General features: G+C 65.7%; 13 protein-coding genes and 3 pseudogenes. 14 read left to right on the forward strand and 2 right to left on the reverse strand.

The window, feature by feature from the left end; genetic code table 11:
• Window positions 1-49 precede the first annotated feature (49 nt).
• Window positions 50-931 (reverse strand): homocysteine S-methyltransferase, encoded by an 882-nt coding sequence (gene mmuM / locus MHEC_RS08620; RefSeq protein WP_172442099.1) that lies wholly within the window; start codon window positions 929-931, stop codon window positions 50-52.
• A gap of 261 nt (window positions 932-1,192) precedes the next feature.
• Between mmuM and clpX the strand changes: the two genes are divergently transcribed.
• The 5 genes from clpX to MHEC_RS08645 all read left to right on the forward strand — a co-directional run bounded on the left by clpX (window position 1,193) and on the right by MHEC_RS08645 (window position 8,185).
• Window positions 1,193-2,476 (forward strand): ATP-dependent Clp protease ATP-binding subunit ClpX, encoded by a 1,284-nt coding sequence (gene clpX, locus MHEC_RS08625; RefSeq protein WP_003921035.1) that lies wholly within the window; start codon window positions 1,193-1,195, stop codon window positions 2,474-2,476.
• Between the two features lie 308 nt (window positions 2,477-2,784).
• Window positions 2,785-4,731: a 2-oxoacid:acceptor oxidoreductase subunit alpha gene (locus MHEC_RS08630; protein WP_048893022.1), complete on the forward strand. Its 1,947-nt coding sequence runs from the start codon at window positions 2,785-2,787 to the stop codon at window positions 4,729-4,731.
• Between the two features lie 3 nt (window positions 4,732-4,734).
• Entirely contained in the window at window positions 4,735-5,826 is a 1,092-nt protein-coding gene (locus MHEC_RS08635; protein ID WP_048893021.1) for a 2-oxoacid:ferredoxin oxidoreductase subunit beta, read from the forward strand.
• Between the two features lies 1 nt (window position 5,827).
• Window positions 5,828-6,472 (forward strand): molybdenum cofactor guanylyltransferase, encoded by a 645-nt coding sequence (mobA, locus tag MHEC_RS08640; RefSeq protein ID WP_048893020.1) that lies wholly within the window; start codon window positions 5,828-5,830, stop codon window positions 6,470-6,472.
• 1,146 nt (window positions 6,473-7,618) lie between these two features.
• A complete protein-coding gene (locus MHEC_RS08645; RefSeq protein ID WP_048892708.1) occupies window positions 7,619-8,185 on the forward strand; it encodes a transglycosylase family protein in 567 nt (188 codons plus the stop codon).
• Window positions 8,186-8,249: 64 nt separating this feature from the next.
• On the opposite strand, the pseudogene MHEC_RS24840 reads toward MHEC_RS08645, so the two are convergent.
• Window positions 8,250-9,408: pseudogene (locus MHEC_RS24840) on the reverse strand (FAD-dependent oxidoreductase).
• Between the two features lie 57 nt (window positions 9,409-9,465).
• On the opposite strand from MHEC_RS24840, the gene MHEC_RS08655 reads away from it, so the two are divergent.
• The 9 genes and pseudogenes from MHEC_RS08655 to rne all read left to right on the forward strand — a co-directional run bounded on the left by MHEC_RS08655 (window position 9,466) and on the right by rne (window position 22,303).
• On the forward strand, window positions 9,466-11,463 hold the full coding sequence (locus MHEC_RS08655; protein ID WP_048892710.1) for a S9 family peptidase: 1,998 nt from the start codon (window positions 9,466-9,468) through the stop codon (window positions 11,461-11,463).
• Complete coding sequence (locus MHEC_RS08660) at window positions 11,460-12,713, forward strand: saccharopine dehydrogenase family protein (protein WP_048892711.1); 1,254 nt, start codon at window positions 11,460-11,462, stop codon at window positions 12,711-12,713. Before MHEC_RS08655 ends, MHEC_RS08660 begins: the two co-directional genes overlap by 4 nt.
• Window positions 12,714-12,810: 97 nt before the next feature.
• Window positions 12,811-13,398 carry a DUF937 domain-containing protein gene (locus tag MHEC_RS08665; protein WP_048892712.1) on the forward strand — a complete coding sequence of 196 codons (588 nt, stop codon included), beginning with the start codon at window positions 12,811-12,813 and terminating at the stop codon, window positions 13,396-13,398.
• 167 nt (window positions 13,399-13,565) lie between these two features.
• Window positions 13,566-14,168, forward strand: a complete 603-nt coding sequence (locus tag MHEC_RS08670; protein ID WP_048892713.1) for a LysM peptidoglycan-binding domain-containing protein — start codon at window positions 13,566-13,568, stop codon at window positions 14,166-14,168.
• A 103-nt stretch (window positions 14,169-14,271) separates the two neighbouring features.
• Entirely contained in the window at window positions 14,272-16,932 is a 2,661-nt protein-coding gene (locus MHEC_RS08675) for a valine--tRNA ligase (RefSeq protein ID WP_048892714.1), read from the forward strand.
• Entirely contained in the window at window positions 16,929-18,344 is a 1,416-nt protein-coding gene (folC, locus tag MHEC_RS08680) for a bifunctional tetrahydrofolate synthase/dihydrofolate synthase (protein WP_048892715.1), read from the forward strand. The genes MHEC_RS08675 and folC overlap by 4 nt, the downstream gene beginning before the upstream one ends.
• Window positions 18,341-18,746, forward strand: a pseudogene (locus MHEC_RS08685) (DUF4233 domain-containing protein). Before folC ends, MHEC_RS08685 begins: the two are co-directional and overlap by 4 nt.
• Window positions 18,747-18,779: 33 nt before the next feature.
• Window positions 18,780-19,232, forward strand: coding sequence for a nucleoside-diphosphate kinase (ndk, locus tag MHEC_RS08690; RefSeq protein WP_048892717.1), 453 nt, complete (start codon window positions 18,780-18,782; stop codon window positions 19,230-19,232).
• Window positions 19,233-19,517: 285 nt separating this feature from the next.
• Window positions 19,518-22,303: pseudogene (gene rne, locus MHEC_RS08695) on the forward strand (ribonuclease E).
• Window positions 22,304-22,371: the final 68 nt, after the last annotated feature.

Here is a 22,371-nt window from a genome sequence, read left to right on the forward strand (position 1 = left end):
TCCCTGGCCCCTGCGCGGCCAGACGCAAACGCCCCCAACAACGCGGCGTTCAGGGTGCTTTTGCGACCGCTCGGGCCACGGCAGCGATGTCGGCCGGACGCACCCGGCAGCAGCCGCCGACGATGCGTGCTCCCGCCGACACCCACTCCGGCGCCAGCTCAGCCGAGAACCGCGACTGGCCGACCCAGGCTCGCCGTGCGCTGTCCCAGCGCTCTCCGCTGTTGGGGTAGACAATCACGGGTTTGCCGGTCTGCCGCGCCACCGCGACCGCGGGCAGCACATCGTCCGGCGCGCAGCAGTTGACGCCGACCGCGACGATCTCCGGTACCCCGGCGGCCACCGCGAACGCCTCGGCGAGTGGTTGCCCTGCCCTGGTACGGGTTCCCTCGATGGTGTAGCTGAGCCAGGCGGGCACTGCGAGCCGCCGCACCACGTTCACCAGCGCCTCGGCCTCGTCGACGTCGGGCACGGTCTCCAACGCGAGCACGTCCGCGCCGGCCTCAGCCAGCACCTCCAGCCGAGGCCGGTGCCAGGCCGCCAGCGCGGCGACACTAAGGCCGTAGCGTCCGCGGTACTCCGACCCGTCGGCGAGCGCGGCGCCATACGGGCCGACCGAGGCGGCGACCCAGCGGCCGTTGGCGCCCATGCGATCGCGCGCAGTAGCTGCGAGTTCGACGCTGCGCCGCAGCAGCCGGACCGCGTCGTCGCGTCCGATGCCGCGGGCGGCGAAGCCGTCGAACGATGCCTGGTAGCTCGCCGTGGTCGCGATCATGGCGCCGGCACGAAAGTAGGCGGCATGCACCGTCGTGATTTCTTCGGGAGCGTCGATCAGCAGCCTGGCCGACCACAACGGGTCCGATAGGTCATGGCCGCGCTCCTCGAGTTCGGTGGCCAGCCCGCCATCACCGATCAAGACGGTATCGTCGGCCACGGCGAATCCCACGGGCTTAACTGTAGGATCGGCAAGCTCACCGGCTCTCGGTCGAGTAACAGCCGCGACACGCCAGGGACACGGCGGCGCGTTCCGGGCTGCTACTGGGCCGCCAAAGGGCTATGTTCGCAGCAGACAGGCACGAATACCACCGACGCTATTCGCCGCTATCGGTCGCGTCCGGCCCACGCAAGCGGGTAGCGTCGTGATACACGCGGCACACTGCGATGGACGGCGAAAAGGAAGTAGGCCCTCAGCACCATGGCGCGCATCGGAGACGGCGGTGACTTGCTGAAGTGCTCCTTCTGCGGCAAGAGCCAAAAACAAGTCAAGAAGCTCATTGCGGGCCCCGGGGTCTATATCTGCGATGAGTGCATCGACCTGTGCAACGAGATCATCGAAGAGGAACTCGCCGACGCCGACGACGTCAAACTCGACGAACTTCCCAAGCCCGCCGAGATCCGGGAATTTCTCGAGAGTTACGTGATCGGCCAGGACAACGCCAAGCGGACCCTGGCTGTCGCGGTCTACAACCACTACAAGCGCATCCAGGCCGGCGAGAAGGGGCGCGATTCGCGATCGGGTGAGCCGGTCGAATTGACGAAGTCCAACATCTTGATGTTGGGACCCACCGGTTGCGGCAAGACGTATCTCGCCCAGACCCTGGCCAAGATGCTCAACGTGCCGTTCGCCATCGCTGACGCCACCGCGCTCACCGAAGCCGGTTACGTCGGTGAGGACGTGGAAAACATTCTGCTCAAACTCATCCAAGCCGCCGACTACGACGTCAAACGCGCCGAGACCGGCATCATCTACATCGACGAGGTCGACAAGATCGCCCGCAAGAGTGAAAACCCTTCGATCACCCGCGATGTGTCCGGGGAAGGTGTGCAGCAGGCACTGCTGAAGATCCTCGAGGGCACGCAGGCCTCGGTGCCCCCGCAGGGTGGCCGCAAGCACCCGCACCAGGAATTCATCCAGATCGACACCACCAATGTGCTGTTCATCGTGGCCGGCGCCTTCGCCGGGTTGGAGAAGATCGTCGCCGACCGGGTCGGAAAACGCGGGCTGGGCTTCGGAGCCGAGGTGCGCTCCAAAGCCGAGATCGACACCACCGACCACTTCGCCGAGGTCATGCCCGAGGATTTGATCAAGTACGGGCTGATCCCGGAATTCATCGGCCGACTGCCGGTGATCGCCTCGGTGACCAATCTCGACATGGATTCGCTGGTCAAGATCCTCTCCGAACCCAAAAACGCCCTCGTCAAGCAGTACACCCGGCTGTTCGAGATGGACGGTGTGGAACTGGAGTTCACCCAGGATGCGTTGGAGGCCATCGCCGAACAGGCGATCCACCGCGGCACCGGCGCTCGCGGTCTGCGCGCGATTATGGAGGAAGTCCTGCTGCCCGTGATGTACGACATCCCCAGCCGTGACGACGTCGCCAAGGTTGTGGTCACCAAGGAGACCGTGCAAGACAACGTGCTTCCGACGATCGTGCCGCGTAAGCCGTCGCGCACCGAGCGCCGCGACAAGAGCGCCTAGCGAGCCGGCCGGGCCGGGCAATCGGAGCGGTTGCCCGGCGGTGTCCCCGCTTCTTAGAGTTGGCGTGTCAGCAAAAGTGACGAACGCCACAGTTTTGCCTTGCCGGCGTGGTATCCGCGGGCGTGACCTTGGTGTTTGATTGCATACCGATGGCGTGTTCCCACGCGTCGGCGTCAACGAATGCTTAAGAGCAGTGCCATAATCGGTACTGCCGGTGACATAAAACGTGGGTGGGTCCGCTGCGGCGGCAGATACTGGAGCCGTGACGCAGGGTGGCCGTACGCAGAGAAGTAACGGAAGGCGGGGACGTGGGTCCGAACGGCGACGGAGCCGGTTCAGAATCTCATAGCGCTGGTACGGCGACGCGGCAGCAGCTGGAAAAAGTCGTCATCCGCTTCGCCGGGGACTCCGGTGACGGGATGCAGCTCACCGGGGACCGATTCACTTCCGAGGCGGCGCTTTTCGGCAACGACTTGGCCACCCAACCGAACTTTCCAGCTGAGATCCGCGCGCCCGCCGGCACACTGCCCGGTGTCTCGTCCTTCCAGATCCAAATCGCGGACTATGACATCCTGACCGCCGGCGACCGGCCCGACGTGCTGGTGGCCATGAACCCCGCAGCGCTGAAAGCCAACATCGACGACCTCCCACGCGGCGGAATGGTGATCGCGAACTCCGACGAATTCACCAAACGCAACTTGGCCAAGGTGGGCTACGAAACCAACCCACTGGACAACGGCGAGCTGTCCGACTACGTCGTGCACGCCGTCCCGATGACCACGCTTACCCTAGGGGCCGTCGAGGCGATCGGCGCGTCGAAGAAGGACGGCCAGCGCGCCAAAAACATGTTCGCGCTGGGCCTGCTGTCGTGGATGTACGGCCGGCCGATCGAGACCAGCGAACGATTCATCAGAGAGAAATTCGCCCGCAAGCCCGACATCGCCGAAGCCAACGTGCTGGCGCTCAAGGCGGGCTGGAACTACGGCGAAACCACCGAGGCATTCGGCACGACCTACGACGTCTCGCCGGCGAAGCTGCCGCCGGGGGAATACCGGCAGATCTCGGGCAACACCGCGCTTGCCTACGGCATCGTCACCGCCGGTCAGCTGGCGGGCATCCCGGTGGTGCTCGGCAGCTACCCGATCACCCCGGCGTCCGACATCCTGCATGAGCTGTCCAAGCACAAGAACTTCAACGTCATCACCTTCCAGGCGGAGGACGAGATCGCCGGAATCTGCGCCGCGTTAGGTGCGGCCTACGGCGGCGCACTGGGCGTCACCAGCACGTCGGGACCGGGTCTTTCGCTCAAAGCCGAAGCGATCGGCCTCGGTGTGATGACCGAGCTGCCGCTGCTCGTCATCGACGTGCAGCGCGCCGGCCCGTCGACCGGGATGCCGACCAAGACCGAGCAGGCCGACCTGCTGCAGGCGATGTACGGGCGCAACGGCGAATCCCCCGTCGCAGTGCTGGCACCACGGTCGCCGTCGGACTGCTTTGACACCGCCCTAGAGGCGGTGCGGATCGCAGTGTCCTACCACACCCCGGTGATCCTGTTGTCCGACGGTGCCATTGCCAACGGCTCCGAACCGTGGCTCATCCCGGACATCAGCACGCTGGCACCCATCGAACACACCTATGCCAAGGCCGGTGAACCATTCCAGCCGTATGCCCGCGACCCGCAGACCTTGGCCCGCCAGTTCGCGATTCCGGGCACTCCCGGACTAGAACACCGCATCGGCGGGCTGGAGTGCGCAAACGGCTCCGGCGATATCTCCTACGAGCCGGCCAACCATGACTTGATGGTGCGGTTGCGGCAGGCCAAGATCGCCGGTATCCGGGTGCCCGACCTGCAGGTCGACGACCCCAGCGGTGACGCAGAACTGCTGCTGATCGGGTGGGGAAGCACCTACGGCCCAATCGGCGAAGCGTGTCGACGGGCGCGCCGCAAGGGCATCAAGGTCGCCCACGCCCACCTGCGTCACCTCAACCCATTCCCGGCCAACCTCGGTGACGTTTTGCGCCGTTATCCGCAGGTCGTCGCCCCCGAGATGAACCTCGGCCAGCTCGCGATGCTCCTGCGTGCGAGGTATCTGGTCGACATCCAGTCCGTGACCAAGGTTCAGGGCGTCTCGTTTTTGGCCGACGAGATCGGGCGCGTAATCCGCGCCGCGCTGGGCGGGACTCTGGCCGAAATCGAGCAGGACAAAACCACAGTGGCCAGATTGGCGGTGGCTACGGTTGGGGCAGGGAGTTAACGCATGACTGACCTGATTGGCGAGCTGACGGGCGCGGATCTTCCGGTGACGCCGGTGTTGACCAAGAACTCCGGCGTACCCACCACCGACCAGCCGCAGAAGGCCAAAGACTTCACCAGTGACCAGGAAGTCCGCTGGTGTCCGGGCTGCGGCGACTACGTCATCCTCAACACCATCCGTAACTTTTTGCCCGAACTCGGGCTGCGCCGCGAGAACATTGTCTTTGTCAGCGGCATCGGGTGCTCCAGCCGATTCCCCTACTACCTGGAGACCTACGGTCTGCATTCGATCCACGGCCGTGCGCCGGCCATCGCGACCGGTTTGGCGCTGGCCCGACCCGATCTGTCGGTATGGGTCGTCACTGGTGACGGCGACGGGCTCTCGATCGGCGGCAATCACCTGATCCACGCGCTGCGCCGCAACGTCAATCTGACGATCCTGCTGTTCAACAACCGCATCTACGGCCTGACCAAAGGCCAGTATTCGCCCACATCCGAAGTCGGCAAGGTCACCAAGTCGACCCCGATGGGCTCGCTGGACCAGCCGTTCAACCCGGTATCGCTGGCGTTGGGTGCCGAGGCGACTTTCGTTGCGCGCGCGCTGGATTCGGACCGCAACGGTCTGTCGGAAGTGCTACGCGCCGCCGCCCAGCACCGCGGCGCCGCGCTGGTCGAGATCCTGCAGGACTGCCCGATCTTCAACGACGGCTCGTTCGACGCGCTGCGCAAGGAGGGCGCCGAAGAGCGGGTGATCAATGTCCGGCACGGCGAGCCGATCACATTCGGCGCCAACGGTGAATACTGCGTGGTGCGTTCCGATTTTGGACTCGACGTAGCCAAGACCGCCGACGTTTCCGCCGAGAGCATCGTCGTGCACGACGCGCACGCCGAGGATCCCGGGTATGCGTTCGCCCTTTCGCGGCTGTCCGACCAGAACCTCGAACACGCCGTCATGGGGATCTTCCGCCAGATCACTCGGCCGGCCTACGACGACGCGGCCCGCACCCAGGTCAGCACCGCGAAGAAGTCGGCCCCAAGTGACCGCGCTGCGCTGCAATCGCTGCTGCGCGGACGTGACACCTGGACCGTCGCCTGACGTGCCGCAGTCCTCGACCCAGCCGATCGCCTTGGCGGGGGTGGTGTTGGCTGGAGGTGCCTCGCGCCGAATGGGCCGAGACAAAGCCACTTTGCCGGTGCCCGTGCCGGTTGCCGGAGAAGCTGCGTCACCGAACGAGCGTCGCGGTGCGACCACGATGGTCGAGCATGTCGTCGGCATTGTCGGCCAGCGGTGCAAGCCGGTTTTCGTCGTCGCCGCACCTGGTCAGCGGCTACCCGCGCTGCAGGCTCAGGTCGTGCGCGACGAGGTGCGCGGACTTGGACCGCTGCTGGCGACCGGCCGTGGACTGCGGGCCGCCGCGGAGGCGGGCACTACCCGGGCCTTCGTCTGCGCGGTCGACATGCCGCTTCTGACGGTCGAGTTGATTGACGAGCTGGCCAACCGGGCCGCCCAGGTCGATGCGGACGTGGTTTTGCCGTGGGACGGCCGTGACCACTACCTGGCCGCAATTTATCGGACCGACCTGGCCAAACGAATCGACGAGCTGGTCGCCGCCGGCGAGCGTGCGATGCGAGTCCTGGTCGACAGCGTCGACGCCCAACGGGTCGTGGTATCAGACTCGCGTCCACTGGCCAACGTCAATTCGGCCGACGATCTGCACACCCTTCTGCAGCTCACGCGCTGACGGTCTTTGGCGCCGGACGAGCCGAACCAGACTGCAATTAGACGCGTGCGCAGTATTCCTTTCTAGCAAACCAAACAATTCGTCACTCCTAATAGCTGATCTGGTGCGATTATTGGAATGAAGTTATTTGACATTGATAATCGTCCATTTTCTAGGTAAACGTATCACTGATCGGAAGTTTGCTCAGAAAGTCGACGGCTGAGTCCGAACGAAGGAACCAACCCGGATTACATTGTGCCGACGACAAATTCGTGATGGTGAGCGATAGGGAGGAAGAGCCCATCCCCGTGGTCTGCATTGCCGAGAAATGGCTGAAGCAAACCATTTCCGGCAAATTGTCATGAGGGCTGACGGCGGCTCATTCACGGTGCGATGACGCTGACGTCGGAGCCGAGCCCAGACATGCACCCCTGGCTGCCGGACCGCACAGTAGAGCAACGAAATATGTTGGTGATAGCCAGGATTAGCAACAGTCTTCCTTCGCCTGACAGGAAGATCCCGGCGAGCTGACGTCCGGAGTGTTCCTCGGCCAGTTCGGGCACGTTAATTGAAATCGCTTGGCGCACAACTTATATGGTTTATCCACCGGGCGTTCGGGGCAACGCCTCAAAGAATTTGCACACTAGCCGTCAAACGAGGAAGCAGCAAATCCACGACCCATGGGTCCTCTGCTGCTTGGTGAATCTGCTGTCTCTACCCACGCGAAATCTCATCAAAACCCGTGGCGCAGCTCACAATATTTGCGTGATTTGAATCACTATAACTTTGTTATGCCACAGCGCTGACGTCTTGGTCAAAGGCCGTATTAACCTGCATGAACCATCGGCTCACGTTGCCGTGATCAAGTCGTTATTCAACAGATATATGGCTTTAGCCCGAGATGACGAAATCAATCCAGTCTCGTACGGTCCCTCTCGGCCCGAGATGGGCAAACGAAAATCGAATCCACGGACCCGCGTGTGAGCGGGGCTGGGGACGGTCACGGCCGCCTCCCAGCCGCCGGGAAAGAGACCCGTCGGGCAGGTTTACGCCCCCGCCGTCGTGCCGGAACGAAACGGCACGTCCCGAAGCACCAACGGCGCCTGAACAGGCACCGGCCCACATCCGTGGGCTTGCTTCGGCGCGCGCACCGCGAAAGGAACGATATTGAAGACCGTCCACAAGACGCTCGTCATCGCCGGCATCGCAGGCGCGCTTGTCGCGTCGCCGACTGCGCCCTTCGTCGCCAGCGCCTACGCGGAGGGCGAGGCCTGGGACGTGAACGCGGCCCTTGGCACCGATCCTGACGCTGCCGCTCCGGAGGAGCCTGCCGCCGCTCCCGAGCCAGCGGGGGCGCCCGCGCCCGAGGCGGCTGAGCCTGCTCCTGAGGCGCCCGCCCCGGCTGCAGAGGAGCCCGCTGCCGCGCCGGAGGCCGAGGCGGCCGCCGCGACGCCTCCCGCGGCGCCGGCTCCTGAGGCGCCGGCGCCCGCCCCCAAGCGTGCCTACAGCGTCAACTGGGACGCGATCGCGGCTTGCGAGTCCGGTGGCAACTGGTCGATCAACACCGGTAACGGTTTCGCCGGCGGCCTGCAGTTCACCCAGAGCACCTGGCGGGCCAACGGCGGCTCGGGCTCCCCGGCCAACGCCAGCCGCGAGGAGCAGATCCGGGTGGCCGAGAACGTCCTGCGCACCCAGGGCATCGGTGCCTGGCCGGTCTGCGGCCGGCGCGGCTGACCTGACGACTGGACGCGGTGCCGGGCCTTCGGGCCCGGCACCGCCGTTTGTCCGGGGCTCATCTTCACGGTTGACCGCCGCCGTCCGGCAGGACGAATGCCGACCGCGCCGCCACCGAGGCCAGATGCCGGGTCACCACGGCCTCTGGTATCAGCGCGGTGGCTCGGATGGCCGCGACATTCAGCAGGGTCGGCCGCAGGTTGATGACCTTGTCGATCAACGCCGACTCACGCACCAGCGGCTTGATCCGCGGGCGCCGGAACGCGGCAAACCGGGCGAAGGCGTCGGGCAGGTTGGGGGCCCGCTGCACAAAAGCGGCCAGAATCGCGGCGTCTTCGAGGGCCTGGCAGCCGCCCTGGCCGAGGTGCGGGCGCATCGGGTGGGCCGCGTCGCCGACCAGCACGATGGGCCCGCCTGCCCACCGCCGGGCGGGGCGCGGTCGTAGAGGTCATTACGTAACACGACGCTTTCTGCCGTCGCCGCCAGCACGGTTGGAAGGGGTTCAGGCCAGTCGGCGAACTTCTCCCGCAGGTAACCCAACTCTCCGTCCGGCGCGTGCTGGCCCTCGGCCGCACGCTCGGCCGCGAACCAATACGTGCCATCCGGCCCCATCGGGACGTGGCCGGTTTCGACGCCTGGCCCGAGCGTTTCCCCGGCCAAGTCCGGGTCCATCGCGTAGCGCGCGACGCCGCGCCCGGCAGCCGACGTAGCGGTCGGTCAGCGGGCCATTGAGGTGGCGCGCCACCATCGACCGCGTCCCGTCGGCGCCGACCACCGCGCGCGCCGTGCGTACCGTGCCGTCCGACAATTCGATCCGCACTCCGTCGGCGCTGTCGGCCATGCCGACGGCCTGCAGCCCGTATTTCCACCGAGCCGGGCCCCAGCACGTCGGTGAGGATGTCGCGCAGCACCGACCGTTTCACCATCACCAACGGCCCACCAAGCGCCTTGACCAACCGCTCGGGCGCCGGGCGGCGCAACCATGAGCCGTCTCTCCAGCGCAGCGCACCCGTGGTGATCCGCCCGCCCGCTTCACGGACCGCGTCGCCCGCACCGATGTAGTCGAGCGCAGCCAACGCGTTGGGCCAGATGCTGATTCCGGCGCCCGTCGACGTGCCGGTGCGCTCCTCGATGACCGTGACCTCATAACCGCACCGCTGCAACGCCACCGCGCTAGCCAGGCCCGCGATACCCGCGCCCACCACCACGATGCGTTGCGCCATGGACCTCAACCTATCGCGAGGTGGGGAAGCCAATAACGCGTGTGCTACGCAAGACGCATGACCGCAACCGCATTTGACAACCTCGATGACTACCTGGCGCTGCCACGGGTCTCCGGCCTGGCGGTCTCAGCCGACGGCTCGCGGGCCGTCACAACGGTGGCTGAGCTCAACGACAAACGCAGCGAATATGTCAGCGCCATCTGGGAACTCGACCCGGCGGGGCGGGCACCCGCGCGCAGGTTGACCCGCTCGGCCCACGGTGAGTCGTCGCCGGCGTTCACCGCCGACGGCGATCTGTTGTTTGTCTCGTCGCGAGCCCGACCCGAGAAGGCCGACGACGAGAAACCGCCGGCGTCGCTGTGGCGGCTGCCGGCCAACGGCGGTGAGGCCGCCGAAGTGCTGGTCATGCCCGGCGGTGTGTCGGTGGTGCAAAGCGCTCGCACGGTCGAAGTAACAGTGGTCGGCGCGCCGCTGCTGCCAGCGGCGCAAACTGTCGAGGACGATCGGCGGTTGCGTGATCGACGCCAAGACAGCGGGGTAACCGCGATCCTGCACACGAAATATCCAGTCCGTTACTGGGACAAGGACCTTGGGCCGGACGAACCCCACTTGTTCGATGCGAGCGGCCCGCGTGATTTGACCCCACAGCCAGGTGCAGCGTTGCACGAGGCTGGGTTCGACATCAGCCCAGACGGCCAATTCCTGGTGACGACTTGGCGTGTCGCCGGACCCGGGCCGGTGCAGCGCTCGGTGTTGTTGCGGGTCGACTTCGAATCCGGACGGCGCACCGTCATCGCAGACGACCCGGATGCGGATCTGGAGCGCCCGGCTATCTCCCCGGACTGCCAGGCCGTGGCGTTCACCCGGGAAACAATCGCCAACCCCGATTGCGCGCCTCGAAGGACGTTGCATTACTTGCGGTTTGGCGAGGAACCGGCGGTCGTCGCGCCAGACTGGGATCGCTGGCCGACGTCGGTGGCGTGGTCGAGCGATGGCACCTCGTTGATCGTCACCGCCGATCAGGCCGGCCGTGCGCCGGTGTTCACGATCGACGTATCTACATCGACCGTCACCCAGCTCACGACCGACGACTTCGCCTACACCGACGTCAGACCTGCCCCGGCCGGAGTGCTGTACGCACTGCGCAGCTCTATCACGTCGCCCCCACACCCGGTTCGGATCGACCCAGACGGAAGCATCACAGTATTGCCTTGCATTGAATTACCCAGGCTGCCAGGCACTTTGGAAGAGATCACAGCCAGCGCGCCGGACCGAACAAGGGTGCGCTCGTGGCTGGTGCTCCCCGAAAACCCCGGCCCGGCACCGCTGCTGGTCTGGATTCACGGTGGTCCGGTGGCCAGCTGGAATGGCTGGTCGTGGCGGTGGAACCCCTGGTTGATGGCTGCCAAAGGCTACGCGGTGCTGTTGCCCGACCCCGCGTTGTCGACCGGCTACGGCCAGGGATTCATCCAGCGTGGCTGGGGAGCATGGGGCGCGGCGCCATTCGACGACCTGATGGCTGCCACCGACGCTGCCTGCGCACACCCGCGCGTCAACGCCGCACGAATCGCCGCAATGGGAGGATCATTCGGCGGATACATGGCTAACTGGGTGGCCGGTCACACCGATCGGTTCGCCGCGATCGTCACACATGCCAGCTTGTGGGCCCTGGACCAATTCGGTCCGACGACCGACCGCGCCTATTACTGGCGTCGCGAGATGACGCCGGAGATGGCAGCGATCCACTCCCCGCACCGGTTTGTCGATCAGATCACCACCCCGATGCTGGTCATCCACGGCGACAAGGACTATCGCGTTCCGATCGGCGAAGCCCTCCGACTGTGGTATGACCTGTTGGCCGAATCAGGCTTATCCGCGGGCGCCGACGGAAGCAGTCCGCACCGGTTTTTGTACTTCCCGTCCGAACACCACTGGGTGCTGGCGCCGCAGCACACCAAAATCTGGTACCAGGTCGTGATTGCGTTCCTCGCCGAACACGTGCTCGGGGAGACCGCCGAATTGCCCGAACTGCTCGGAGTAGGGTCAGCGCCGTGACCGGAGCACAACGCGAATTCGACCTCGTCGTGTACGGCGCCACCGGCTTTGTTGGAAAGCTGACCGCCGAATACCTGGCCAGGGCAGGATCGGATGCTCGCATCGCCCTGGCGGGTCGGTCGATCGACCGCTTGCGCGCGGTGCGCGAAACGCTCGGCGAATCCGCACAGTCCTGGCCACTGGTCCAAGCCGATGCCTCCTCGCCGTCGACGCTGGACGCAATGGCGAAACGCACCCAGGTGGTCGTCACCACCGTCGGCCCCTACACGCGTTACGGCTTGCCACTGGTTGCCGCGTGCGCCGCCGCGGGCACCGATTACGCCGACCTCACCGGGGAGGCCATATTTGTGCGTAACAGCATCGATTCCTACCACAAGCAGGCCATCGACACCGGTGCACGTATGGTGCATGCATGTGGATTCGATTCCATCCCTTCGGATTTGAGTGTCTACGCACTCTACCGGTTGGCCAGCCAAGACGGTGCCGGTGAGCTTACCGACACCAATTTTGTGTTGCGCCGCTTCTCCGGCGGACTATCCGGCGGAACCATCGCGTCAATGGTCGAAGTGCTGCACACCGCATCCACCGACTCCGACGCGCGGCGTCTGCTCAGCGACCCGTACACACTGAGCAGCGACCGCGCTGCTGAACCGGATCTGGGCCGGCAGCCGGACATGCCGTTGCGCCGCGGCCGTGACATCGCCCCGGAACTCACCGGGATTTGGACGGCCGGATTCATGATGGCGCCATACAACACCCGAATCGTACGGCGCAGCAACGCATTACTGGGTTGGGCGTACGGCAGGCGGTTCCGCTACAGCGAGCACATGAGCCTGGGAGCCTCGGTGGTTGCCCCGATGGCGTCTGCCATCGTCACCGGAGCAGGCAACGTGATGTTCGGGTTGGGCAGCCGCTATTTCCGGCTGCTGCCGCGTCGGCTGGTGGAGCGGCTGGCGCCCAAGCCCGGCACCGGTCCCAGCGAAGCTGCCCGCGAGCGCGGCTATTACCAGGCCGAGACCTACACCGCCACGACCACCGGTGCCCGTTATGTGGCGAGGATCGCGCAACAAGGCGATCCGGGTTACAAGGCGACTTCCGTGCTGCTGGGGGAGAGCGGCCTGGCACTGGCCCTGGACCGCGACAAGCTCTCCGACCTGCGTGGTGTGCTCACCCCGGCGGCTGCAATGGGCGACGCGCTGCTAGCACGTTTCCCGGCCGCCGGTGTGTCGCTGCAGACCAGCCGGCTGTAATTGCGCCGTGCTCCTCTGAACTGCTGTCAGTCGGGCTCGCTTGGTCTAGTGTCGTAAGTGTTTTCGACAACACCACAGCGACGAAAGTGACATAAAGATGGCCGGCCTTGATGATCTCTTTGCTGCGATCCCCACGCGTGAAATCGCAAACAAGTTAGGCGCCGACGAAGCGGACGTCAAGAGCGCCATCCAAACACTGGTGCCGGTGCTCGTTGGTGGACTGCACGAGAACGCGCAAAACCCCGAACGTGCCGCAGAGATTGAGTCCGCCGTCAGCCAGCATGCGGCTCGGGGGCTGCTGGACACGGGTGTCAGCGTCGACCAAGTCGACGAATCCGACGGGCAGAAGGCGATCGCCAAGATCTTCGGCGGCAACGACACCGGTCAGGTCGCCGCGGCACTTTCACGTGCTGGCGCTGGCAATAATGAGTTGTTCCAAAAGCTTTTGCCGATCTTGGCGCCGATCGTACTGGCCTACATCGGCAAGCAACTAGGCGACAAGAAGGGGTCAGAGCCCGCGCGACAGCAGTCGCCTGAAGGCGTACTGGGCGACGTACTCGGCAGCATCCTCGGAGGAGCATCCGGCGGCGGCAACAAGTCGTTGGGCAGCATTTTGGGCAATGCGTTGGGAAGCAAAGCGGGCGATATTTTGGGCGGACTCTTGGGGGGCAAGAACAAAAAATAGTGAACACCGCAGCGGCATTCGGTTTTAATCAGTAATTTTCCCGTCGTTTTGATTGCAGTGAGCTGAACTGGCTCCGGCGAAGGCCGATGACAGTAAGCTCAGGCCGTGCGTTGAACATCACGCAGGGTCGATAGTTGGCCCTATGGTGCTGAGGAGATGGGAGTGACATGGGAGACACGCTGACTGCGGGCCAGAAACTGGTAAGAGGAGAGTCGCTCACCTCGAGCAACGGGGCCTACACCTTGACACTGCAAGATGACGGCAACCTGGTCCTGGCGGTGCGCGGCAAGGCGATTTGGGCGACCGGCACCAACGGCCAAGATGTCGTGCGCGCCGAGGTACAACCGGACGGCAACTTCGTGCTCTACACCGCGGACAAACCCGTGTGGGCCACCAACACCAAGGGCAAGAAGAATCCCAGGCTCGTCCTGCAGGACGACCGCAACCTGGTGCTCTACGCCGACGGCGGGGCAGCATGGTCGACTAAAACGGAAACCGATGCACCGCCACCACCGGCCCCCGAAGAGCCTGCCGCTGCGGCGGCACCCGCCGTTGAAGAACCCGCCCCCGAACCTGAGGCAGCGCCGGCAGAGCCGGCGCCGGCGCCGGAACCCGCCGCCCGGACGTACACCGTCGAATCCGGCGACACGCTGTGGGCGATCGCCGAACGGTTCTACGGCGACGGCAGCAAATACCAGGTCATCGCCGACGCCAGCGGCATCTCGAACCCTGACCTGATTCACCCCGGGCAGGTGCTGACGATCCCCTGAGCACTGCACGTTTTGGCGATGTGGCCGCTCGGATCGACAAGATCGGGCCGCCACAGCGGAGCTGCTTGGCCGATCGAGTAGGCGAGCTTCCTAGAATTGTGCGGTGACCCCCAACCCGAAGCCCGCCGTCAACCCTGCGGCAAAAGCCTTGCCCAAAACGTGGGATCCGGGCGCGGTCGAACGCGCGATCTACCAGGGCTGGGTGGATGCGGGATATTTCACCGCCGACCCGGCCAGCCCCAAACCGGGGTATTCGATCGTGCTGCCGCCGCCCAACGTGACCGGCAGCCTGCACATGGGTCACGCGCTCGAGCACACTTTGATGGATGCCCTGACACGGCGCAAGCGCATGCAGGGCTACGAGGTCCTGTGGCTACCGGGCACGGACCACGCCGGTATTGCCACCCAGAGCGTGGTGGAAAACCAGCTTGCGTTGGAGGGCAAAACCAAACAAGAGCTGGGCCGCGAGCGGTTCATTGAGACGGTGTGGCAGTGGAAGCGGGACTCCGGCGGCGCGATCGGGGCCCAGATGCGCCGCCTGGGCGACGGAGTGGACTGGAGCCGCGACCGGTTCACCCTCGACGAGGGCTTGTCGCGGGCAGTGCGCACGATCTTCAAACGGCTCTATGACGCCGGCCTGATTTACCAGGCCGAACGGCTGGTGAACTGGTCACCGGTGCTCGAGACCGCCATTTCCGACCTCGAGGTCACCTACGAAGACGTCGAAGGCGAGTTGGTGTCGTTCCGATATGGCTCGCTTGACGACTCGGAGCCGTACATCGTTGTCGCCACCACTCGCGTCGAGACAATGCTGGGCGACACCGCGATTGCGGTGCATCCCGACGACGAACGCTATCACCATCTGGTTGGCACCAGCCTGCCTCACCCCTTCGTCAACCGGATGCTCGTCGTCGTCGCCGACGAGCACGTCGACCCCGAATTCGGAACCGGCGCTGTCAAAGTCACGCCCGCGCACGACCCCAACGACTTCGAGATTGGTCTGCGGCATCAATTGCCGATGCCCACCATCATGGATACCAAGGGCAGAATTTCCGGTACTGGAACACAATTCGACGGCATGGACCGATTCCAGGCCCGCGTGGCAGTGCGGGAGGCACTCGCGGCACAGGGGCGCATCGTCGAAGAGAAACGCCCATACCTGCACAGCGTCGGGCATTCTGAGCGCACCGGCGAGCCGATCGAGCCGCGGCTTTCGCTGCAGTGGTGGGTGCGGGTGGAATCGCTGGCTAAGGCTGCTGGTGACGCTGTCCGCAACGGGAACACCGTGATTCACCCTGCCAGCATGGAGCCTCGGTGGTTCGGCTGGGTTGATGACATGCACGATTGGTGCATTTCACGTCAGCTCTGGTGGGGCCATCGTATCCCGATCTGGTATGGACCCAACGGGGAGAAGGTGTGCGTGGGTCCCGACGAGACTCCGCCCGAGGGCTGGGAACAAGACCCCGATGTGTTGGATACCTGGTTCTCGTCGGCGTTGTGGCCGTTCTCGACGATGGGCTGGCCGGATCGCACGCCCGAATTAGAAAAGTTCTACCCCACAAGCGTCTTGGTCACCGGCTACGACATCTTGTTCTTCTGGGTGGCCCGCATGATGATGTTCGGCACCTTCGTCGGTGACGACGACGCCATCACACTCGGCGGTCGTCGTGGACCACAGGTGCCATTCACCAACGTGTTCTTGCACGGGCTGATCCGCGACGAGTTCGGCCGCAAGATGAGCAAGTCCAAAGGCAACATCATCGATCCGTTGGACTGGCTGGAACAATTCGGCGCCGACGCATTGCGGTTCGCGCTGGCCCGGGGCGCAAGCCCGGGGGGCGACTTGACCATCAGCACGGACCACGTGCGGGCATCGCGCAACTTCGGCACCAAGCTGTTCAACGCCACCCGGTTCGCTCTGCTCAACGGCGCCCGGCTAGCTCCGTTGCCCGACGTTGCCGACATGACAGACGCCGACCGTTGGATTCTGGGGCGTTTGGAAGAGGTTCGCGCCGAAGTGGATTCGGCCTTCGACAGCTACGAGTTCAGCCGCGCCTGCGAGGCGTTGTACCACTTCACCTGGGACGAGTTCTGCGACTGGTACGTCGAGCTTGCCAAGACACAACTTGCCGACGGCGTTTCACATACCACCGCCGTGCTGGCCGCCGTACTCGACACGCTGCTGCGGCTGTTGCACCCGGTGATCCCGTTCATCACCGAGGCGTTGTGGCAGACCCTCACCGGTCAGGAATCGCTGGTGATCGCCGACTGGCCGAAGTCGTCTGGGATTAAGCTGGATCATGTTGCCGCGCAACGGATCGCCGATATGCAGAAGCTGGTAACCGAGGTTCGTCGGTTCCGCAGCGATCAGGGACTGGCGGACCGGCAGAAGGTACCGGCCCGCCTGTCAGGTGTCGACGGCGATCTGGCCGGTCAAGTGTCCGCGGTGATGTCGCTGGCGTGGTTGACGGCGCCCAGTCCCCGGTTCAATGCGTCGGTGTCGCTGGAGGTGCGGTTGAGCCGCGGCACCGTTGTCGTCGAACTCGACACGTCCGGTGTCATCGACGTCGCCGCCGAACGCCGCCGCCTGGAAAAGGATTTGGCCGCAGCACACAAAGAACTCGAGTCGACGACCGCAAAACTGACCAACCAGGACTTCCTGGCCAAGGCACCCCCCGCTGTCGTCGAAAAGATCCGGGCCCGCCAGCAACTGGCCCGCGACGAAGCCGACCGGATTACGGCTAGGCTGTCCGGACTGCAATGACCGCCGAGCCTCTCGGGCGACACTCGCCGGGTCCCGCACCCGACGAGATCGCGGCGCTGTTGCAGGTCGAGCACCTGCTCGATCAGCGCTGGCCGGAAACTCGCATCGAGCCGAGCCTGACGCGCATCAGTGCGCTGATGGATCTGCTTGGCTCACCCCAACGGGGCTACCCGTCGATCCACATCGCTGGCACCAACGGCAAAACCTCGGTGGCGCGGATGGTCGATGCACTGCTGCGAGCGCTCCACCGGCGCACCGGTCGCACCACCAGCCCGCACCTTCAGTCCGTGGTGGAGCGCATTGCAATCGACGGCAAACCGATCAGCCCCGCCGACTATGTCGCTACCTACCGCGATATCGAGCCTTATGTGCAGATGATCGACCAGCAGTCGCAGTCCGGTGGCGGTCCGGCGATGAGCAAGTTCGAAGTGCTCACCGCGATGGCGTTCGCCGCATTCGCCGATGCGCCAGTCGATGTCGCGGTGGTGGAAGTCGGTCTGGGCGGTCGGTGGGACGCCACCAACGTGATCAACGCACCGGTAGCCGCCATCACTCCGATCAGCATCGACCATGTCGACTACCTCGGCGACGACATCGCGGGCATCGCCGCGGAGAAAGCAGGGATTATCCGTAAAGCCGACGGTCCCGTGGACACTGTCGCGGTCATCGCCCGCCAGGTGCCGGAGGTTATGGATGTGCTGCTGGCGCAATGCGCGCGGGCCGACGCGCAGGTGGCGCGCGAGGACTCCGAGTTCGCGGTGCGCGACCGCCGGGTCGCTGTCGGCGGCCAGCTGCTCGATCTGCAGGGCCTCGGCGGAGTGTACTCCGATGTCTATCTGCCGCTGCACGGCGAACACCAGGCGCACAACGCGGCGGTGGCGCTGGCGGCGGTCGAGGCGTTTTTCGGCGCGGGCCCGCAGCGCCAGCTCGACGGCGACGCGGTTCGCGCCGGCTTCGCAGCCGTGACCAGCCCCGGCCGGCTGGAGCGCATGCGCAGCACGCCGACGGTATTCATCGACGCCGCGCATAACCCGGCGGGGGCGGCCGCGCTTGCGAGGGCGCTGGCCGATGAGTTCAACTTCCGGTTCCTCGTCGGTGTGGTCAGTGTGCTGGCCGACAAGGACGTCGGTGGCATCCTCGCCGCCTTGGAGCCCGTCTTGGACCGGGTCGTCATTACCCACAACGGATCGCCGCGGGCTCTGGACGTCGAGTCGCTGGCCTTGGTGGCCGAGCAGCGGTTCGGCCCGGACCGGGTCGTCACCGCTGAGAAGCTGCAAGACGCCGTCGACACCGCGACGGCGATGGTCGACGACGCCGCGGGTGGGGACGCGTCCGGCACCGGCATCGTCATCACCGGCTCGGTAGTCACCGCCGGCGCCGCGCGCACCTTGTTTGGTCGCGATCCGCAATGACCTCGCGGCCCGGTGGCGAGGTGCCGCCATCGCCAGCCGACCCCTGGAGGGCGTTTCGCGGGGTGATGGCCGGCACGCTGATCTTGGAAGCCGTGGTGGTGTTGCTGGCGCTGCCGGTGGTCGCCGCGGTCGGGGGGACTGACCGCGGCTTCGCTTGGGTATTTGCTTGGGGTGGCGGCAGCCTTGATCCTGCTGGCCGGGCTCCAGGGCCGTTCCTGGGCGATATGGGTCGATCTGGCCGCGCAAGCCGTGCCGATTGCCGGATTTGTGCTGTATCCGGGCGTGGGTTTCGTCGGTGTGCTGTTCGCCTTGGTGTGGGTGCTGATCGCCTATTTGCGCGCCGAGGTGCGGTGGCGGCAGCGGCGGGGTCTGTTGCCGGGTCAGCAGCGGCCGCCGGACTGAGCTGGCGGATCGGCCGACGGTACGCTGTGCGCCGTGACACGCGCCGACGACGATGCAGAGCGAAGCGATGAGGAGGAGCGGCGCACCCTGCTCTTGATCAAGCCGGACGCCGTCGCCCGTGGGCTCATCGGTGAGATCATCAGCCGCATCGAACGCAAAGGCCTCACCTTCGCCGCGCTTGAGCTCAGAAAGGTCAGCCAGGACCTGGCTCGCCAGCACTACGCCGAGCACGAGGGCAAAGCCTTCTTCACTCCGTTGCTCGATTTCATCACGTCCGGCACCGTGGTGGCAGCAATTGTTGAGGGTCCGCGGGCGATCCCGGCGTTGCGGCAGATTGCCGGGGCCACCGACCCGGTCGCGAAGGCGGCTCCGGGCACGATCCGAGGAGACTTCGCGCTGGAAACGCAGTTCAACCTGGTCCACGGCTCGGATTCGGCGGAATCTGCCCGGCGGGAGATCGCACTGTGGTTTCCCGACCACCGCTAGCGAGCACAGTGGTCCGTCCCGGGCCAGTCGTGTGGGATACTGGGTGTCGGGTGAACGTCGCCAGATCGGCGTAAGCCCGAATGAAGACCTAGACAAGCGCGACCACCGCCGCTGCGGCGGTGCGGCGCCGACTGTCGAGCCATCATTCAGCCGGGCGCCGAGTGGGTTCCACGCGAGCCGCTCGGCGCGAGACGATTACAAGCCCGGGAGAAGCTACCCGGGCACATAGTGAAGCCCTCGCGTGGCCGCGTCGTCATGACGCGCCCGGGGGCTCGAGGAGACTACGTGGTAGACGGTGCACAACCTTCAGACCTATCAGGAAATCCGACACAGCACGAGGATCTGCCGGACCGGCTAAGGGTCCACTCGCTGGCACGTGCGCTGGGAACCACCAGCAAGCGTGTCCTCGATGCGCTGACCGAACTGGACGGGCGGGTGCGCAGCGCGCATTCGACGGTGGACCGAGTCGATGCCGACCGGGTGCGCGATTTGCTGGCCTCCGCACCGGGCGATCCCGAGCAACCTGAGCCGGCACAGGTCGACGAGCCTGAATCCCGGCTGATGCTCGAGACCACGGTCGAACGCCGGGCGTACATGCCACTGTTCGTTGCGCCGCAACCAATCGAGGCCGACTCGGACTTCTCCGACAGCGCCGACGACTCCGACGACTTCGACGACGGTGAGCTCGACGAAGAACAGGCCGAGCGTCCCGCCGGCCGGCGGCGCCGCCGCGGCCGGCGGGCGTGGCCGCGGGCGCGGCGAGCCGGGCGGAGCCGACAGCCGCGGCCCAACCGACGGCGAGGATGACGCGGCCGAAGTCGAGGCAACCGACTCCGAGGACGCCGACACCGACACCGACGACGCGGGCTCACCGGAGATCGGCACCCGACGCCGTCGCCGGCGTCGCCGCCGCAGGTCCGGTTCGGGAGACGACGGCGATAACGGCCCCGCACCCGACGACCCACCCAACACCGTGGTCCACGAGCGCGTGCCACGCACCACACTCGACAAAGCCGAAACCGACGATGCCGATCCGGCGGCCACCGAAATCCAGGGCATCGACGGCTCGACCCGGCTCGAGGCCAAGCGGCAGCGCCGCCGTGACGGTCGCGATGCCGGCCGCCGTCGCCCACCGGTGTTGAGCGAAGCCGAGTTCCTGGCCCGCCGCGAAGCGGTCGAGCGGGTCATGGTGGTGCGCGACAAGATCCGCACCGAGCCCCCGAACCCGGGCAGCCGCTACACCCAGATCGCGGTGCTCGAAGACGGTATCGTTGTCGAGCACTTTGTCACCTCGGCGGCTTCGGCGTCGCTGGTCGGCAACATCTACCTGGGCATCGTGCAGAATGTGCTGCCCTCGATGGAGGCGGCGTTCGTTGACATCGGCCGCGGCCGCAATGGTGTGCTCTACGCCGGTGAAGTGAACTGGGAGGCCGCCGGTTTGGGCGGGGCCAACCGGAAGATCGAGCAGGCCCTCAAACCGGGCGACTATGTTGTCGTGCAGGTCAGCAAGGACCCGGTGGGCCACAAAGGCGCCCGGCTGACCACCCAGGTGTCGTTGGCTGGCCGCTACCTGGTGTATGTGCCGGGCGCGTCGTCGACCGGGATCAGCCGCAAGTTGCCCGACACCGAGCGTCAGCGGCTCAAGGAAATCCTGCGCCAGGTCGTGCCGCCCGACGCGGGGGTGATCATCCGCACCGCCTCGGAGGGCGTCAAAGAAGAGGACATCCGCGCCGACGTCAACCGGCTGCAGGAGCGGTGGGCACAGATCGAGGCGAAGGCCGCGGAGATCAAAGAAAAAGCCGCCGGCGCGGCAGTGGCCCTCTACGAAGAACCTGACGTACTGGTCAAGGTCATCCGCGACTTGTTCAACGAGGACTTTGCCGAACTGATCGTCTCCGGCGACGAAGCCTGGAACACGATCACTGAATACGTGAATTCGGTTGCGCCCGAACTACTTCCGAAGCTGACAAAGTACGAGCCCCCCGGTAATGACGGGCCGGACGTTTTCGCGGTGCACCGCATCGACGAGCAGCTGGCCAAGGCGATGGACCGCAAGGTGTGGTTGCCGTCAGGCGGCACGCTGGTGATTGACCGGACCGAGGCGATGACGGTCATCGACGTCAACACCGGCAAGTTCACCGGATCGGGCGGCAACCTCGAGCAGACCGTCACCAAGAACAACCTCGAGGCGGCCGAGGAGATCGTGCGCCAGCTAAGGCTGCGCGACATCGGCGGCATCGTGGTGATCGACTTCATCGACATGGTGCTGGAGTCCAACCGCGACCTGGTGTTGCGGCGGCTGACCGAGGCGCTGGCCCGTGACCGCACCCGCCACCAGGTCTCCGAAGTGACCTCGCTGGGCCTGGTGCAGCTGACCCGCAAGCGGCTGGGCACCGGTCTGATCGAGGCGTTTTCGACCCCATGCCCCAGCTGCGGCGGCCGCGGCCTCGTGCTGCACACCGACCCCGTCGACTCGACCCAGGCCAGCGGGCGCAAGTCCGAGGCGGGCGGCCGCCGCGGCAGGCGGCCCCGCAAGAGTCGCGCCGACGACTCGCTGGTCACCAAGCTGCCTGACCACGCCCCCGGTGAGCATCCGATGTTCAAGGCGATGGCCGCTGCCAATGGCCGCCAGGACGGCCAACCCGGCGAGTCAGGCGACGAGCAGCTTGTGCGTGGCGGCGTCGACCGCGGCGGCGAAGCGCAATCGCCGGCGCGGCTCGAAGAGCAGGTCGCGCGCGAGGTTGCCGAGGAGGATCTGCTCGACACCGACGACGAGGACTTCGAAGACACCGAGGAAGACGACGAGGTCGACCTTGACGAAGAGGAAGATCTCGGCGACGACGACGACCTCGACCTCGATGACGACCTCGATGTTGTGGACGGCTCCGACGAGGACGACGACACCGAGGAAGCCCTCGACGAGGCTGACGATTCGGTTGGTGACGCCGCAAAGACCGCGGCACACAGCGCCGGTGGTTCCCCGCCCGGCCATCACCGTGACCACGTCTGCGGGCCCACGCCGGCGTCGCGCCGCGGCCCGGCCGGCCGGCCCACCCATCCGCGGGGACTAACCGGGCAGTTTGATCCTGTAGTCGCTGGTCACGTACACTAGAGCGGTTGTCGCCAGGGCCTGCCTGGC

The organism is Mycobacterium heckeshornense, from assembly GCF_016592155.1.
GTDB lineage: Bacteria > Actinomycetota > Actinomycetes > Mycobacteriales > Mycobacteriaceae > Mycobacterium > Mycobacterium heckeshornense.

What these genes read in the sequence shown, in the direction of transcription:
- clpX (WP_003921035.1), top strand. Translation starts at nt 1,193, where the DNA reads ATGGCGCGCATCGGAGACGGCGGTGACTTGCTGAAGTGCTCCTTCTGC.
- MHEC_RS08635 (WP_048893021.1), top strand. Translation starts at nt 4,735, where the DNA reads ATGACTGACCTGATTGGCGAGCTGACGGGCGCGGATCTTCCGGTGACG.
- MHEC_RS08655 (WP_048892710.1), top strand. Translation starts at nt 9,466, where the DNA reads ATGACCGCAACCGCATTTGACAACCTCGATGACTACCTGGCGCTGCCA.
- MHEC_RS08665 (WP_048892712.1), top strand. Translation starts at nt 12,811, where the DNA reads ATGGCCGGCCTTGATGATCTCTTTGCTGCGATCCCCACGCGTGAAATC.
- MHEC_RS08670 (WP_048892713.1), top strand. Translation starts at nt 13,566, where the DNA reads ATGGGAGACACGCTGACTGCGGGCCAGAAACTGGTAAGAGGAGAGTCG.
- folC (WP_048892715.1), top strand. Translation starts at nt 16,929, where the DNA reads ATGACCGCCGAGCCTCTCGGGCGACACTCGCCGGGTCCCGCACCCGAC.